Below are 13,083 nucleotides of genomic sequence, written 5' to 3' on the forward strand. Positions count from 1 at the left end.
TGAGCAAAAAGCTGAATAGGAACAAGAAGCAGAAGGACTCCAAGCGTAGGTGGAGGTGTAGGTGTCAACTGGCTAGGGAATATGAACACTTGGCTAATGTCCGTAAGGATATCGCCAACAAGATATACCATAGGCTAGTAACCGACTACGATGTTATCTACTTTCAAGACGAGCAGATTAAGAACTGGCACAAGGGATGGTTTGGCAAGTCCATCCAGTCTTCGTGTCTAGGTTCGCTGAAACAACGACTTGTCGCTCTCGAAGTGAGTGGGCGTAGTTTCAAAATATCAAAGTGGGAACCCACTACAAAGTTGTGTCCGACGTGTGGCTGCATAAACCACCCGACACTTGCAGATAGAATCTACAAGTGTGATTGCGGATATACTATGGACAGGGATACTCATTCTGCCCGTGTTGTCTTGATGATTGGCTCGTCTAAAAGAGCCGAGTGCTTGGAACAAGCCTCCGCTGAGGTAGCTACCTCTATGCCTATTAGCACTGCTAGTAGCGCACAAGTGGCTCCGTTGAAGCGAAAAAACGAAGCTCACACCCTTTAGGGTGTGGGTAGTTCACATGTGCCGAAAATTAAAGACGGAGCTAAAGGATTGGAAACAATGACGGACCTCCCCCAAATGCAGCGGCAACAAGCTACCATCGAATGTCTGTACTTGACAAATAGTTATGAATTATTATATTTAGTCGCATGAGTAATACGAAGAAATTGTTTAAAGTCACCGTTGAGATCGATTACGGTGTACAGAAAGATCTTGAAATATTCAAGGTTGTTGCTGAAAACGAAGACGGCGTGCCTGATGAAATTCGATGGCGTCTTGATGGTACTGACATGTCCAAGTGGCAAATTGCTGAAATCAAGGAAATAACAAAGAAGGATCAAGATGACGGTGAATAACTATCAGTTGATTAGGGACCGCATGAAGTTCGATTCGCCGGACTGTGTGTACCATGGATTTTACCTGAAACGTAGAAAGGATAAGGAGTTTGGGAAGTCGTCCGCTGTTCTTGACGATTTTTATATAACATCCCTTGAATACTTTGATTCGCATATCGATAAGATTATTGCGACAGCCGAGGCGTCCAATGCCCGTGCAGTGATCAACCTGAATCGTAAAAGTATCCAGAAGGTCAATCTTCGAATGGCCGAACGCCTTATTGCTTCGGTCCGTCAGAATCAATATTCGCTTGCGCAGCATATGATGGCATCCGTGATGGATGAAATGGTGTATGACGGCGAGTGCGGTTGGTTTATCGATATGGATGCAGACGATGGGGTTGATCGTGACGGTCTCATGAAGATGGTTCCTGAAATTGATGCTTTCATGACTGCGAACTGCCACCCGCTTGGTGTTAGCAAGGTCAATGGGGTCATTCCGTCCAAGACGGGTCTCCATGTATTTATCAATCCGTGCAATCTGCAGCCGTTTACCAAGAAATATCCGCAGTTGCATATTCAGACTAATGCGCCAACTAACCTGTATATCCCGGATATTGAATAATGAAACGCTTTTTTAAATGGATGAAGATTGCACTGTATACGGTAATGATTGTACGTATTGTAGTTCAAGTCTTCTTGACTTTGATGAACCGTGGCAGTAACTTTGAATTTAGAGAATAGTTATGATGATTAATGATATTCCTGATAAAGCAGATGACGGCGATCCGCAACTACCAGCAAAAACAAACGACAAATCTATTGTAAACCATATATTGTCGATAGTAGACCAGCTACCGTCGATTGTGGTGTATTCTGATGTCGTGAAAAATATCAAGGCATATGCCACTATGCTTTGGCTCAATTTTCAGGAGAACCCGTCATCGATTTTATCGTTGCCGTTGTTGTCAGCAGATGTTTCAAAGTACATTCTTGGTATCTGTGAGCTCGGGTCCATTATGGCGCCGAAACAGGCTGAACATGTATTCGACACGATACGCAATCTGGTTTTGCTTGATATGATTACCGTTAAAATGTCCGAAAAAGTTGTGCTGCCAAACTCATCGGCGACAGCGGAATCTTTTGCACAGATGGTAAAAGACTATAATTTGTCAATCAGCAAAGCTTCTTATACATATGTGGTGAGACACGACCGTGTATGCGCCGGCGGTTGCTTGATGGGATCATGCGGGATGCATGCGGTAGGCGAAGTATTTGAAATTGCTTCGTATTCGTTCGTGAATGGATCCGTATTGCCGATCAAGGCCGTCATCAAGGCGAAGAATTTCTCATCGTACTTTGATGAGGAAACTGGTTTGTATTATGCCAATCATACCTCGCAAAAATTGGAATCCGACTTTTACGTCCATCTGGAATTGATTGACTATAAGATAAACGTGGTGTTGACCATGGGCGCTTTATTCAATCCGCAAAATGGCGCCGAACTGCATGGTGCATGCCGCATGTGGTGTGCTTATTATAATTTTGCCAAGCAGTTGGAATGCGACCCGGAAAGCTGGGGGATGTCGATTTTTAATCCAGATTCCCAGTGCATTGACCTGCTTACTATAGAACCCAGAACACAGTATGCTCCTGTAGAATCATATTTTACATTTGTATCCAAGAAAAAGGTGATAAACAAATACACCAATTATCGCATTAACAAGGACTATCAGGACATCCTGAAACGAATGGTTTCCGCAATCGAATTAGGTGTATCCCGCAGTTATGCATTCGTTGGTGTACCGGGTACCGGAAAGACGATCATGATGGACCAGCTTGCATTGGATTTGCCTGATACTACCATAGTCAATGTCGATATGTCGTCACGAATAGCGGTGATCCGTACATTGCAAGATATCATGGCCAATACAAGGTCCCATAATGTCGTATTCTTGGTGGATGACTTTGATAAGAATCCTAACTTGGTTAATGGCAAGTGCGATAATGACCTGATCGACATGTTTGATTTCATGCATTCGCTGGCAAACCGTATACATAAAACGTTTAGTTTCATCTTCACCATCAATAACCCGACTATACTAGGTAACGCAATTATCAAGCGTAGTCGCCGAATTGATGAAGTCATCGTAGTTGATATCCCGACCGTTGCTATGTACCGTGCTGCAATCGATATTGATCGTGATTCCAAAGATCATACCAATTATAATGCAGCGAAGTTTAGTTTGGTATTCCGCTACATGAGAAAGTGCAAGGTGACACTTGCTGATCTCAAAAACATCTATGATTACATGATTATCAGTCATAATACGACTAAGCATTCTGATACAATGACGTTTGGCGTATTTGACATGTTGCGTGCAATCAAGATGGTCTCGGACAACAAGACTAATGCAAGTAAGAACTACACGATTTAAAGAGAAGGCCCGCCGTTAGGCGGGTTGCCAACAGTAGGCATTAAATCTACCCAAACTTACCCATAATTTACTAAAATTACCCAGTTTCACCTATTGGTAGATTTGTGTAGATTTTTGGTAACGGTCTTTCATTTATTGCAAGCGAAGCTGTTTATGTAATGCATGAAGCTTTTTGTAGGCTTCTGGGTTCTTTCCATACTTATAATCATGAATCGCCTTGTCTTCGTCCGCTTTGATTTTTGCGTATTGTGACGGGGTGACCTTTTTGCCATCAACCTTATATTCGGTTCCGTGTCCATTAACGATCATGTCGTATTTATGCAGCTTTGGCTTATCGCCGATATCAAAGTCTGACTGAACTGTACCGTTTGGTATCATTGCTCGGTTGACATCGTCGTTTAGCTTTGCGAAAGATCCTTTGAATCCAGACGACATATGTGACTTGAAGTTCTTCGGCGCATGGGTCGTATGGTCGACGGCCTTGTCCATGCATGCTTTACGAGAATCTTCTTTTACAGTATGGCCGAATGCCAAACTTTTGCCATTCGAAATTTGTTTACTGCCAATTACCCCAGTGCCATCACTGTCGCAGAAGCTGATTTCAAGGTTCGGGTGAGCGATGTATGCGAAGTTTGCCTTGGTATCCTCGACCATGACGTTACCGTTTGTATATAGGCGGATGATCTTAGGTCCCATCTTTACCTTGTTGATTACGAACGGGTCTTCGTCACCACCGGAAAAGTCGTATTCGGCGGATTTGTCTTTGTCCTGCGCATTGTTTGTGTCAGGCGCATTCTGGCCGGCAAATGCTGACGATGCAGCCAACAGTGCGCCTGCGAAAGCAAAAGCCGCCATACCTGCCTTGGATGTACTGTCCTGTGTCTTCTCGGCAATCTCTTTGGCCTTTTCGACGGCCTGTTGATTTGCCGGTTCATGATTTGCGATTGCTTCCTTAACCTTACCCGGGATAGCCTTGATTGATGACCACATGTCCCCGAACATCCCTTCCATTACGGCATCCTTGTAAATGGCCTGATACCCTTCAATCAGGGCGGTGCGCATTGTATCCGATACTGCGGTTGACTCGATAAATGCCTTGAACTCGTCATATTCGGTGGCGTTCATAGTAAAACTCCGGTAATACTTACCCAAGTTTATACGTGATCAAGTCCATTTTATGTTCATCCATTCGTTTACGTGCTTCAGCAAACTCGGTATGCATTTTCATTTCATAGTCTGACATGTAGCTGTATATGTGGTCTATAGCAGCCGTCTTGTATTCTTCAGTATAGTAAACCGTAGATTTATCCTTGTAGATTCCGTATGCATCAATGTCATGCTCGGCTTCTGGAGGTATGCTGTCCACTATGGTTTTCCTGATACCGTTGATGATGTTCCATGATAGCATGTACACGGCCAGTGCAGACGGTTTAGCCCCGCCAATTTGCACCGTATAGTCGTTCCCCGCCATATCCTGAAAGATGACGCATTTTCCTGTGTTTGATGTAGTCACGGTCTTGACTATCATTGAGTCGGGTGTCTTTTCCGTATGTTGGCCGGATGTTGCGTCCGGATGATAAATCATCTTGTGGTGCGTAGCGCATAAAGGTATCGTGACGTTCCGACTATGCTGGACACGCAATTCACGGGGGTGGATATGATGATATTCGATCAGTGATCGATTCGTTGTGGTGTATGTGCATCCCGGGAAGCAGCACTTGTATTCCATTGGCCATTCTCATTAAGTTCTATTGCCAAGTATAGGATAATTTCATATATTTTGCAAATATTCAACTGGCGGTTTAAAATGCAAGTGAAGTATGGAACGTTGACATTGGATAGGGATGACGTCGCTAGGATTATGTCTGATGCGGCGCAATGCATGCTTACCGGCGACTTAAATGATACCCTGTCGTATGAAGTGAAGGTTGACCGTGATGATTACGATCCACTCGGGAAGGCGAATGTCAATTTCAGTATCGGCGCCGGTGACACCACTGACGACCGGTTCAAAGGTTGGCGTAAACAGCGTCTTGAACGAGGGTTCGACGATACTGAATTGTGGAATCTGGACAACACCATCATGAATTTCATTCTGCCCCGGTTAAAGGCGTTTGCTGCGAATGTCCATAGCTATCCCGGGCGTTGCGAGTCTACTAAACAGTGGAAGGAAATGCTTGCCGAAATGATCTGGGCTATTGAATGGCTTAATTATGCGGTAGAACGACACGCCGATTGGAAAACTGATGCCGAGGGGCATTTCCTGAAGGATGATAATGGCAATTTGATTCCGACCGATGATCATACCCGTGCTATGAACGGTTGGAAGCTGTTTTCCGAATATGTTTTTGACTTATGGGACTAACACCCTTTGTAAAATAGGAGAAAAAATGAATAATACTAATGTTGGTGTGGCTAAGAATCATTTATTTGTTTTCGAAGGTATTGACAACTCAGGCAAGACCACATTGTCGAAGCGTCTAGCTGACAATTATTTTAATGTCGGGGCTGTGTGGAGTAAGGAGCCGGTATTTTCGACGGAAATGGCCGACAAGCTGAATTCTCCCGATAGCCATCTGAGTGATGCCGAACGTGAGGTGATCTTTTTGGAGGGCCGCATAAAGCAACAGGAACTCTATAATTCCAAGACCTGCTTCCTCGACCGTTATCTGTGGACTGGCGCAGCTTATGCCAAGGCATTTTCACCGTCCATATATGATTTCTGTGAAGCTTTATACAAGAGCAAAATGATATTCAAGCGTCCGGCGATGACGTTCTTCATCGACACCCCAGTTGAGATCTGTGTCGAACGTGAACAGATGAGGCCAAATCCTGATCCAAACGTAAACATTGAACGACTTTCTTTGGTTAGACAGTCTTATATGGATACAATGCATGTGGTTGACGATAGTCCGATCCTGTTCCTTGATGGCAAACAGACTCCTGACCAGCTGTATGAAATCGCTTGCAAGACTATCAACGATATTTTGGGCCGTTAATGTCTTGACAATGGATTCCGGAAATGCTATATTTTTCTGCGGAGTAAAAAATGCCTAAGAAAAATAAAACAGACGAAAAGAAATGTGTTGGATGCGGAGGCCCGGTCACGCCGAACGCAGTGCTTTTGCAAACCGGCGATTTTATTTGTGAACGGTGTGTTGAATACATGTATAAGATTGTTGCCATGCATAAGAACCCATATGCTGCGCATCCGTCCTATGGAATGGGTTCTCCCGTGCCTCCCAAGTCCAAGAAACCGGAAACTAAGGCGTCTGAATTGCCGCACCCGGAAGAAATCAAGGAATATCTCGACCAGTTCGTGATCGGTCAGGATCTTGCCAAAAGAGCCTTGTGTGTAGCAGTCTATAACCATTATAAGCGTCTGGACTACAATGCTACTCGCAATACCACCGATGTCGAGCTGGAAAAGTCGAACATACTGTTTTTGGGTCCAACAGGATCCGGCAAGACCCTGCTTGCTCAGACCATGGCAAAAATGCTCGACGTGCCGTTCGCTATTGCCGATGCGACCGTGCTTACCGAAGCTGGCTATGTCGGCGAAGATGTCGATAGTATTATTGTCAGACTCTTGCAGGCAGCTGACTATGACGTTGAACGAGCCGAACGTGGAATCATCTTCATCGATGAAATTGACAAAATTGCCCGTAAGGGCGGTAACCCGTCAATTACACGAGACGTTAGCGGTGAAGGCGTACAGCAAGGCCTGCTGAAGCTTCTTGAGGGTACTGTGGCGTCGGTGCCGCCGAAGGGTGGCCGAAAGCATCCTGAACAGCCTTTGGTGCAGGTCAATACCAAGAACATCTTGTTTATCTGTGGTGGCGCATTTGAAGGTCTTGACAAGATTGTGGCCAGCCGTGTCGATAAGGGTGGTATGGGGTTCGGCGCTCGCATCAGGCATGTGTCCGAAAAAAGCTTGTCAGATATGTTTAAGCAAGTTGAACCGGATGATCTGGTTAGATTTGGGATGATGCCTGAATTGATCGGCCGTCTTCCGGTCTATGTGTCTCTGGATGAATTGAGCGAGGACGCCTTGATCAATATTTTGTCAAAGCCCAAGAATTCTATCCTGAAACAGTATACCAAGGTATTTGAACTTGACGGAATTGAACTGACTATTACTGATGAGGCCAAGGTTGCTATCGTAGCCGAAACCGTGAAACGTAAAACTGGGGCCCGTGGTCTTCGATCCGTTGTGGAGCAAGTGTTGCAGCCGTATATGTTTAGTATGCCCGGTAAGACTGAAACCAAGCTTGTCATTGACGAACAGGTTGTGCTGAATACATTCATTGCAGAGGAGGAATAATGTATAGTAAGATTACTGAGAATATTGCAGCCGCCCGGAATGAAGTTGAATTGGCGATTAAATACGAAAATGCTGGATCCAAGGCAAATCCGATGCAATCGGAATACGTCGACATGTGTTACCGATCGGCATTAAAGGCATTTGAATCCGTCGCTAACGATGACCATACCGGGTTGAGCTGGCAGATTACCGCACAAATATTGAACCGTCTGATGAATGATTTGCCGTTATCGCCCATCGATGATGTCCCGGATGTATGGCAGTTGTCAGAATACAATTCTGACTATAAGCATTTTAATTGCAAACGATATCATAGTCTTTTCAAGGTCGTTCGTGATGACGGTGTGGTGTCTTCTGCCACGTACCATGATCTTAAACGTCAGTATTGTGTTGACGTTGATGACCCGAATACTACGTTTGCCAGCGATATCGATGGTGTTGTTGACGAAATCGCACCGATTACGTTCCCTTACATGCCGTCAACGGAAAAATACAAAGTGTTCGTTAAACATGTAATGGTAGGAAGTACCGCATTTGCTCGTGTGGATCATGTCCTTACGCCGAATGGCGAAAAGGTATATCCAGAACGCTATAAGATCAATTTTACGCTTGTTACCAAGGCAGAATTTGATGATTCGTATTTGAAAGCGTTGAGGGCTGCATGTAAGGCCTATATCGAGGCTAATCCGACGTATGGCTATAGCTATGACGATGAGACTGATGAGGTAATTGACGGGTTGTGTCATGGGCCACACCAAAGTGCCGAATGTTTCTACAAATCAATAGTAGCACGAAAATGATATCAAGCCGTCCGGTTGGACGGCTTTTCTGTTTCAAAATATAAACTCCCTTGTAAAAGGGGGTGTATATGCCTACAAAGTTTTTGGGTATTAGTGTCAATGGCGGCGGTGCGCTCGGAATTGGACCGTTGGCTTTCATGTGTCGTCTTGAACAGGATCTAGGCAAGAAACTATCAGACGTATCTGTAGCATATGCAGGTACATCTACCGGTGCTATTATCGCCGCCGGCCTTGCCGATGGGTTGTCCGCACACGATATGTTTGACCTGTACAAGGCGAACCTGAAAAAAATCTTTGAGAAGTACCCGTGGTACAAACGTCTGAACCTGACATGTCCTACATACAATAACGCACACCTGAAGAAGATGCTGCAGGAAGTGTTTAAGGGAAAAATGTCAGATTTCAAGAAGCCTATCTTTATTCCAGCAACATGTACCAATGGTGCCAGCGTGGAAAAGGTCTGGGATCTCGGGGATAAGGATATCGACAAGTGGTTTGCAATTTTGTCGTCTACTGCTGCGCCGACATATTTCGATTGCGTATATAATGGCAAGGATTGCTACATTGACGGTGGCATGTGGAAAAACTGCCCGATCGACGTATTGAACGCCGGCTTGAAGAATTCCGAGTACCGTGATCGTCTGAAGATCTTGTCCTTTAATACTGGTCTGGATACGCCAAATGTCGAATCGGGGAACAAAACCTTGATTGGGTGGGGTAAGTATATCCTGTCTGACTGGGTGGCCCGTGCAGGCAAGAGTGGCGATTATGAGGTGATGGCGGACCTTGGCAAGGAAAATGTTGCTGTGGCGTCACCGAAGAATGATAAAAAGATTCCTATGGATGATACCAGTGATGAAACTATCGAATATGTATGTAATTTATGGAATACATACTATGACGAAAATAAGTCGAAATTCATTGATTTCATAAAAGCGTAGAACTATGAGAACCGTAGCAAAAATCATTGAAACAATCTTGTCGGTCCTGATTTTGATTATTTTGTCGCCGGTATTGCTGGCCTCAGTGTTAATCATGCTTGGGATCTTTACATTCGATGCATTGACAGATGACTAACCAATTCCCCCGGGTTTCCGGGGGAATTTCATATAAACTTTTTGCATGAATATTTTTGTTGATAATATATTGCCTAGCTTAGTGGACGATGAATTCCTTCTGGAGGCCATGTCCCGTGCTTACATGGTGGCGCACGGTCCTAATCGTGTCATCGCTGTGCATGAATATCGTGAGGTTCCTGAAGTTAAGGAAATTGCCCATGGAATCAAGCAAGGCGATGCTGGGAGTATGGAACAGGCTGCGTCTGAGATGGCACAATACGTGAATAGTACCGATGTGCTGGTCCCAATTCCTAATCATGGTGGCCGTGCGCTCACTACGTTAGAACTGGCAAATCGTATTGCATCAAAAACAGGATGCGCCGTATACGACATCCTGTCTGGGTTGCCCCGTGAAACATTGTATTCTATGAAAGCCGCCGGGAAGACTGTTTCCGCAGACATGATCAAGATGTCATTGTCTGGGAGCCGTCCTGCGTCAGGGAAGGTTATCCTCGTCGATAACGTCTATGCTACCGGGACGACGGCTACGGCTGCCTTGGAAGTAATTCCTGATGCCGACTTGCTAGTATATGCGGTCGACTCCAAGGCTGGCAATTCCGATATCTATGAAATGATGCGACCGTAGTGGTCGTATTCCTTAGTCTTTTCGAAATACTTGTTGAACATTGCCTCGTCATCAAGGGTTGATGATTCAAGGTATTCCGTGTCATCGTCCTTGTCGTTGACCTTGCCTACAGCGAATATGTCGCAGTACACATTCGATTCGAACAGTCCGACAACTGTAGATTCGGCCAGCTTGATTATGAAGCCATATTGCTGATAGGTGTCGTCCCCTTCGCCGTGCATAGTCAGCTTGCCGAACTGGACGGTTGGGTTTCCGATGTCGCCGACATGATAGTCAATCTTCTTTCGTGCGGTCTCGTATGCGCTCATTTTAAACCTTTGATTCTGAGTAAGTGACAACGACCTTGACCACGGACAGCCCGAGCTTGTATAGGTCATGGTATTCATCTGATCTGTTCTTCAGCTTCTCTATGTCATTTTGTGCATATTCGGCCATTGCGTATTGAGACGCACTGCGGGAATGTGTCACGATGACACGGTCCATTGGAAAACTATTGACATTCAGATAGGTGTCGTTGGCCGTCTTGATTACATAAAAGGTTTCTGTGTATGTTTCTGGTGTGATCATGTTTGATATCCTATTGCGTATTATCGGCCTATTTTTATACTAATCGGCGTTTCATCTGTACGTGATAACTCGACCATCTTGGACCCGACATCAACCTGCTTTAGGCAATGCTCAATTCCGTTGTGGACAACAAGCTTAAACATTGCATCAGGCTTGATTTCGAATTCGTCGAGGGTTTCTAGGTTTACCAGAAATACCTTGCGTCTACCGGAGGTTTCATCATAGAACCAATAACCTGAAAACTGAGGTAACTTGGTGCTGCCATCCTCGAACAGATATGACAAGTCGGTGGGGGTCTGCCCCGGTATCACCATATTGTCGATATTGACTGAACGGCGATAGCGTTTTGCTATGATGTCCAATGTCTTGCGTGTCAGTAGCGACTGTACGTTGAACTCCGGTATGTAGATGCATGCCGTGTCGGACAACGTGGTCGGACGGTAAATTTTTGCGGTATGTCCATCAAAATGGATCTGATAAGACCCGTCTTTTCCTGACGGGTTGGATGGAGTAATTGACGAGGATGTGAGCCCTCGATAAATTTCAGGATACGTTTCCTGAATGTATTCCATCATTTCACGATATGTTAATGTAGGTTTCATGACGTTAAAATTAGTTTTTATTTTCGCATCCGTCTACAGTGCTTGAAAAATGTGCATTATGTTTCTATATTCTGGCAAAAGCTAAGAGGTATAACTATGGCTATGTTGAATGAAGATGAAGAATATTGCATTAAGATCCAGTATCTTAATGATGAGGTGAACCGTCTGGCAAAGATCGAAAAGGGTGACTGGATTGACCTTTATGCTGCGGAAGAAGTCGTGCTGAAGGCAGGAGAATGGAAACTAGTCCATCTTGGCGTTGCAATGCAGCTCCCCGATGGGTTCGAAGCTCACTTGGCTCCACGTAGTTCTACGTTCAAGAACTGGGGTGTTCTTATGACCAACAGTGTCGGCGTCGTCGATAATTCCTACTGTGGACCGAATGACTGGTGGAAGATGCCTGTGTATGCAACTAAGGATATCACAATCGAAAAGCACTCCAAGATTGCACAGTTCCGCATCATGAAGAAGCAGCCGGCGGTTACCTTCGTCGAATGCTCACTGGCTGACAATGCTGACCGTGGTGGATTCGGTTCGACGGGTACCAAATAAACTCAGGTAGACATTTCCTGAGGTATCCATGGACCTTATTTCACAGTGCATTAATTATTTGGTTTCGGCAATGACTGGCGATACTGCATCGTTTGTGTGCAAGTGCGCCGGTACCGCCGGGTCGATCATGTTCGCATTCTGCAACTTGCCGACAATCATGAAGATCATGAAGACGAAGTCCGTAAAAGATGTGTCCCTAATGTTCATTATCATGTCGTTGTTGGGTAACATATGTTGTGCTACATACGTATTTCAGGACAATTTAGCCAGAGGCGGGTGGCAGCTGCCTTTGTACTTGAATTACGGAATGGCGTTGACCCTGTGCATTATATTGCTTAGACTATGGTTCAAATATAAATGATGAGATAAAATATGAGCGAAAAAACTTTCAAGCCGCTGGATGTTGCTATGACGGCTGATACGGCTGATACGGCTGATACAGCACAGCCTGCCCGAGAGAATTGCAAGACGCCTAATGATGTCCCGGAGAATTTGTCATCAATCATGTCATCTTTCCAGAAGGCCATTGAATCATTCAACGGCGAAATTGATAAGGCATATAAGCCGGAAGTAGGCTATGATGAAAATTGCATGAGATATACCGGCGATGTAGATCGAACTAGCGTAGTTAGTGATCCCGGTGATGTACACTTTGATGAAGATGGCATCATGATTGATAAGCTGGATAAATATGAGGATATTGGCCCATATATCAAGCCGACACAAGACGCCGTTGAGGGCATCATCAAAGAAAACCCGATTGGAGACCAGACGCATGCAGTCGATGATTCCAAGCCGATCGATATCACTGCGATTGGTGTCAATGTAGATGACTTGCCCGGATCGTTTACAAACACTATGACGAAATGCATATACGCTAAGGAAACGAAGATCGACATGCTGATTATGCCAAAGAATCGTTTTGTAATGGAATTCGATTCTAATGCCGGGCATGTAATGCTTGATGTACGCCTTGATAAGCGTGACGCTGATTCGGACGGGGCCGCATTTTGTATCAACTATAATTCGGAAACAAATGACGATGATGTTGATGCAAATACCTACAAGATCAATGCTTGGTATGACCTCAAGTCGCTTGAGACACTCCCTAACGCTAGACGATTGTATAATACGGTTGTCAGGGCGCTTATAGGCGTATTAAAATGACGGAATCCCGGCGTTGCCGGGGTTTGTTATTTGGATATGT

Annotated in this window: 18 protein-coding genes; 12 read left to right on the forward strand and 6 right to left on the reverse strand. The window is 44.9% G+C overall.

Annotated features, from left to right (window positions below):
• The 4 genes from MJZ25_15595 to MJZ25_15610 form a co-directional block, all read left to right on the forward strand.
• A partial coding sequence (locus MJZ25_15595; protein ID MCQ2125598.1) for a transposase occupies positions 1 to 557 on the forward strand: 557 nt, incomplete at its 5' end.
• Between the two features lie 146 nt (positions 558 to 703).
• Complete coding sequence (locus MJZ25_15600) at positions 704 to 910, forward strand: hypothetical protein (GenBank protein ID MCQ2125599.1); 207 nt, start codon at positions 704 to 706, stop codon at positions 908 to 910.
• Positions 897 to 1,514, forward strand: a complete 618-nt coding sequence (locus tag MJZ25_15605; protein ID MCQ2125600.1) for a hypothetical protein — start codon at positions 897 to 899, stop codon at positions 1,512 to 1,514. The genes MJZ25_15600 and MJZ25_15605 overlap by 14 nt, the downstream gene beginning before the upstream one ends.
• Before the next feature lie 613 nt (positions 1,515 to 2,127).
• Positions 2,128 to 3,327 (forward strand): AAA family ATPase, encoded by a 1,200-nt coding sequence (locus MJZ25_15610; GenBank protein ID MCQ2125601.1) that lies wholly within the window; start codon positions 2,128 to 2,130, stop codon positions 3,325 to 3,327.
• 132 nt (positions 3,328 to 3,459) lie between these two features.
• On the opposite strand, the gene MJZ25_15615 is transcribed toward MJZ25_15610, so the two are convergent.
• Together MJZ25_15615 and MJZ25_15620 are read right to left on the reverse strand one after the other, a co-directional pair.
• Entirely contained in the window at positions 3,460 to 4,452 is a 993-nt protein-coding gene (locus tag MJZ25_15615; GenBank protein ID MCQ2125602.1) for a hypothetical protein, read from the reverse strand.
• Positions 4,453 to 4,471: 19 nt separating this feature from the next.
• Complete coding sequence (locus MJZ25_15620) at positions 4,472 to 4,798, reverse strand: hypothetical protein (GenBank protein ID MCQ2125603.1); 327 nt, start codon at positions 4,796 to 4,798, stop codon at positions 4,472 to 4,474.
• Between the two features lie 336 nt (positions 4,799 to 5,134).
• On the opposite strand from MJZ25_15620, the gene MJZ25_15625 reads away from it, so the two are divergent.
• The 6 genes from MJZ25_15625 to MJZ25_15650 all read left to right on the forward strand — a co-directional run bounded on the left by MJZ25_15625 (position 5,135) and on the right by MJZ25_15650 (position 10,155).
• The gene (locus MJZ25_15625) at positions 5,135 to 5,692 is read left to right on the forward strand and encodes a hypothetical protein (GenBank protein ID MCQ2125604.1); all 558 of its coding nucleotides are present in this window, start codon (positions 5,135 to 5,137) and stop codon (positions 5,690 to 5,692) included.
• A 25-nt stretch (positions 5,693 to 5,717) separates the two neighbouring features.
• The gene (locus tag MJZ25_15630) at positions 5,718 to 6,326 is read left to right on the forward strand and encodes an AAA family ATPase (GenBank protein MCQ2125605.1); all 609 of its coding nucleotides are present in this window, start codon (positions 5,718 to 5,720) and stop codon (positions 6,324 to 6,326) included.
• Positions 6,327 to 6,376: 50 nt separating this feature from the next.
• A complete protein-coding gene (gene clpX, locus MJZ25_15635) occupies positions 6,377 to 7,651 on the forward strand; it encodes an ATP-dependent Clp protease ATP-binding subunit ClpX (protein MCQ2125606.1) in 1,275 nt (424 codons plus the stop codon).
• Positions 7,651 to 8,451, forward strand: a complete 801-nt coding sequence (locus MJZ25_15640; protein MCQ2125607.1) for a hypothetical protein — start codon at positions 7,651 to 7,653, stop codon at positions 8,449 to 8,451. Before clpX ends, MJZ25_15640 begins: the two co-directional genes overlap by 1 nt.
• 68 nt (positions 8,452 to 8,519) lie before the next feature.
• On the forward strand, positions 8,520 to 9,392 hold the full coding sequence (locus MJZ25_15645; protein ID MCQ2125608.1) for a patatin-like phospholipase family protein: 873 nt from the start codon (positions 8,520 to 8,522) through the stop codon (positions 9,390 to 9,392).
• Positions 9,393 to 9,636: 244 nt separating this feature from the next.
• The gene (locus tag MJZ25_15650; protein ID MCQ2125609.1) at positions 9,637 to 10,155 is read left to right on the forward strand and encodes a hypothetical protein; all 519 of its coding nucleotides are present in this window, start codon (positions 9,637 to 9,639) and stop codon (positions 10,153 to 10,155) included.
• Here MJZ25_15650 and MJZ25_15655 read toward each other — a convergent pair.
• The 3 genes from MJZ25_15655 to MJZ25_15665 are packed head-to-tail and all read right to left on the reverse strand — an operon-like array spanning position 10,134 to position 11,324.
• Positions 10,134 to 10,463 carry a hypothetical protein gene (locus MJZ25_15655; GenBank protein MCQ2125610.1) on the reverse strand — a complete coding sequence of 110 codons (330 nt, stop codon included), beginning with the start codon at positions 10,461 to 10,463 and terminating at the stop codon, positions 10,134 to 10,136. The two genes, MJZ25_15650 and MJZ25_15655, sit on opposite strands and share 22 nt — an antisense overlap.
• Before the next feature lies 1 nt (position 10,464).
• Positions 10,465 to 10,722 carry a hypothetical protein gene (locus MJZ25_15660; GenBank protein MCQ2125611.1) on the reverse strand — a complete coding sequence of 86 codons (258 nt, stop codon included), beginning with the start codon at positions 10,720 to 10,722 and terminating at the stop codon, positions 10,465 to 10,467.
• A 20-nt stretch (positions 10,723 to 10,742) separates the two neighbouring features.
• Positions 10,743 to 11,324, reverse strand: a complete 582-nt coding sequence (locus MJZ25_15665; GenBank protein ID MCQ2125612.1) for a hypothetical protein — start codon at positions 11,322 to 11,324, stop codon at positions 10,743 to 10,745.
• Between the two features lie 102 nt (positions 11,325 to 11,426).
• On the opposite strand from MJZ25_15665, the gene MJZ25_15670 reads away from it, so the two are divergent.
• Positions 11,427 to 11,876 (forward strand): dUTP diphosphatase, encoded by a 450-nt coding sequence (locus MJZ25_15670; protein ID MCQ2125613.1) that lies wholly within the window; start codon positions 11,427 to 11,429, stop codon positions 11,874 to 11,876.
• Positions 11,877 to 11,930: 54 nt separating this feature from the next.
• Here MJZ25_15670 and MJZ25_15675 read toward each other — a convergent pair whose 3' ends face one another.
• The gene (locus MJZ25_15675; protein MCQ2125614.1) at positions 11,931 to 12,083 is read right to left on the reverse strand and encodes a hypothetical protein; all 153 of its coding nucleotides are present in this window, start codon (positions 12,081 to 12,083) and stop codon (positions 11,931 to 11,933) included.
• Positions 12,084 to 12,248: 165 nt separating this feature from the next.
• Here MJZ25_15675 and MJZ25_15680 point away from each other — a divergent pair, with 165 nt between their 5' ends.
• On the forward strand, positions 12,249 to 13,043 hold the full coding sequence (locus MJZ25_15680) for a hypothetical protein (protein MCQ2125615.1): 795 nt from the start codon (positions 12,249 to 12,251) through the stop codon (positions 13,041 to 13,043).
• The last annotated feature ends 40 nt before the right edge of the window (positions 13,044 to 13,083 follow it).

The sequence above is a fragment of the Fibrobacter sp. genome (genome assembly GCA_024399065.1).
Lineage (GTDB): Bacteria > Fibrobacterota > Fibrobacteria > Fibrobacterales > Fibrobacteraceae > Fibrobacter.

Coding starts and splice junctions, on each gene's coding strand:
- MJZ25_15660 (MCQ2125611.1), bottom strand. CDS start 10,722: ATGATCACACCAGAAACATACACAGAAACCTTTTATGTAATCAAGACG.
- MJZ25_15615 (MCQ2125602.1), bottom strand. CDS start 4,452: ATGAACGCCACCGAATATGACGAGTTCAAGGCATTTATCGAGTCAACC.
- clpX (MCQ2125606.1), top strand. CDS start 6,377: ATGCCTAAGAAAAATAAAACAGACGAAAAGAAATGTGTTGGATGCGGA.
- MJZ25_15675 (MCQ2125614.1), bottom strand. CDS start 12,083: ATGAACATTAGGGACACATCTTTTACGGACTTCGTCTTCATGATCTTC.
- MJZ25_15650 (MCQ2125609.1), top strand. CDS start 9,637: ATGTCCCGTGCTTACATGGTGGCGCACGGTCCTAATCGTGTCATCGCT.
- MJZ25_15680 (MCQ2125615.1), top strand. CDS start 12,249: ATGAGCGAAAAAACTTTCAAGCCGCTGGATGTTGCTATGACGGCTGAT.
- MJZ25_15640 (MCQ2125607.1), top strand. CDS start 7,651: ATGTATAGTAAGATTACTGAGAATATTGCAGCCGCCCGGAATGAAGTT.
- MJZ25_15630 (MCQ2125605.1), top strand. CDS start 5,718: ATGAATAATACTAATGTTGGTGTGGCTAAGAATCATTTATTTGTTTTC.
- MJZ25_15620 (MCQ2125603.1), bottom strand. CDS start 4,798: ATGGCGGGGAACGACTATACGGTGCAAATTGGCGGGGCTAAACCGTCT.
- MJZ25_15600 (MCQ2125599.1), top strand. CDS start 704: ATGAGTAATACGAAGAAATTGTTTAAAGTCACCGTTGAGATCGATTAC.
- MJZ25_15655 (MCQ2125610.1), bottom strand. CDS start 10,463: ATGAGCGCATACGAGACCGCACGAAAGAAGATTGACTATCATGTCGGC.
- MJZ25_15670 (MCQ2125613.1), top strand. CDS start 11,427: ATGTTGAATGAAGATGAAGAATATTGCATTAAGATCCAGTATCTTAAT.
- MJZ25_15625 (MCQ2125604.1), top strand. CDS start 5,135: ATGCAAGTGAAGTATGGAACGTTGACATTGGATAGGGATGACGTCGCT.
- MJZ25_15665 (MCQ2125612.1), bottom strand. CDS start 11,324: ATGAAACCTACATTAACATATCGTGAAATGATGGAATACATTCAGGAA.
- MJZ25_15605 (MCQ2125600.1), top strand. CDS start 897: ATGACGGTGAATAACTATCAGTTGATTAGGGACCGCATGAAGTTCGAT.
- MJZ25_15610 (MCQ2125601.1), top strand. CDS start 2,128: ATGGGATCATGCGGGATGCATGCGGTAGGCGAAGTATTTGAAATTGCT.
- MJZ25_15645 (MCQ2125608.1), top strand. CDS start 8,520: ATGCCTACAAAGTTTTTGGGTATTAGTGTCAATGGCGGCGGTGCGCTC.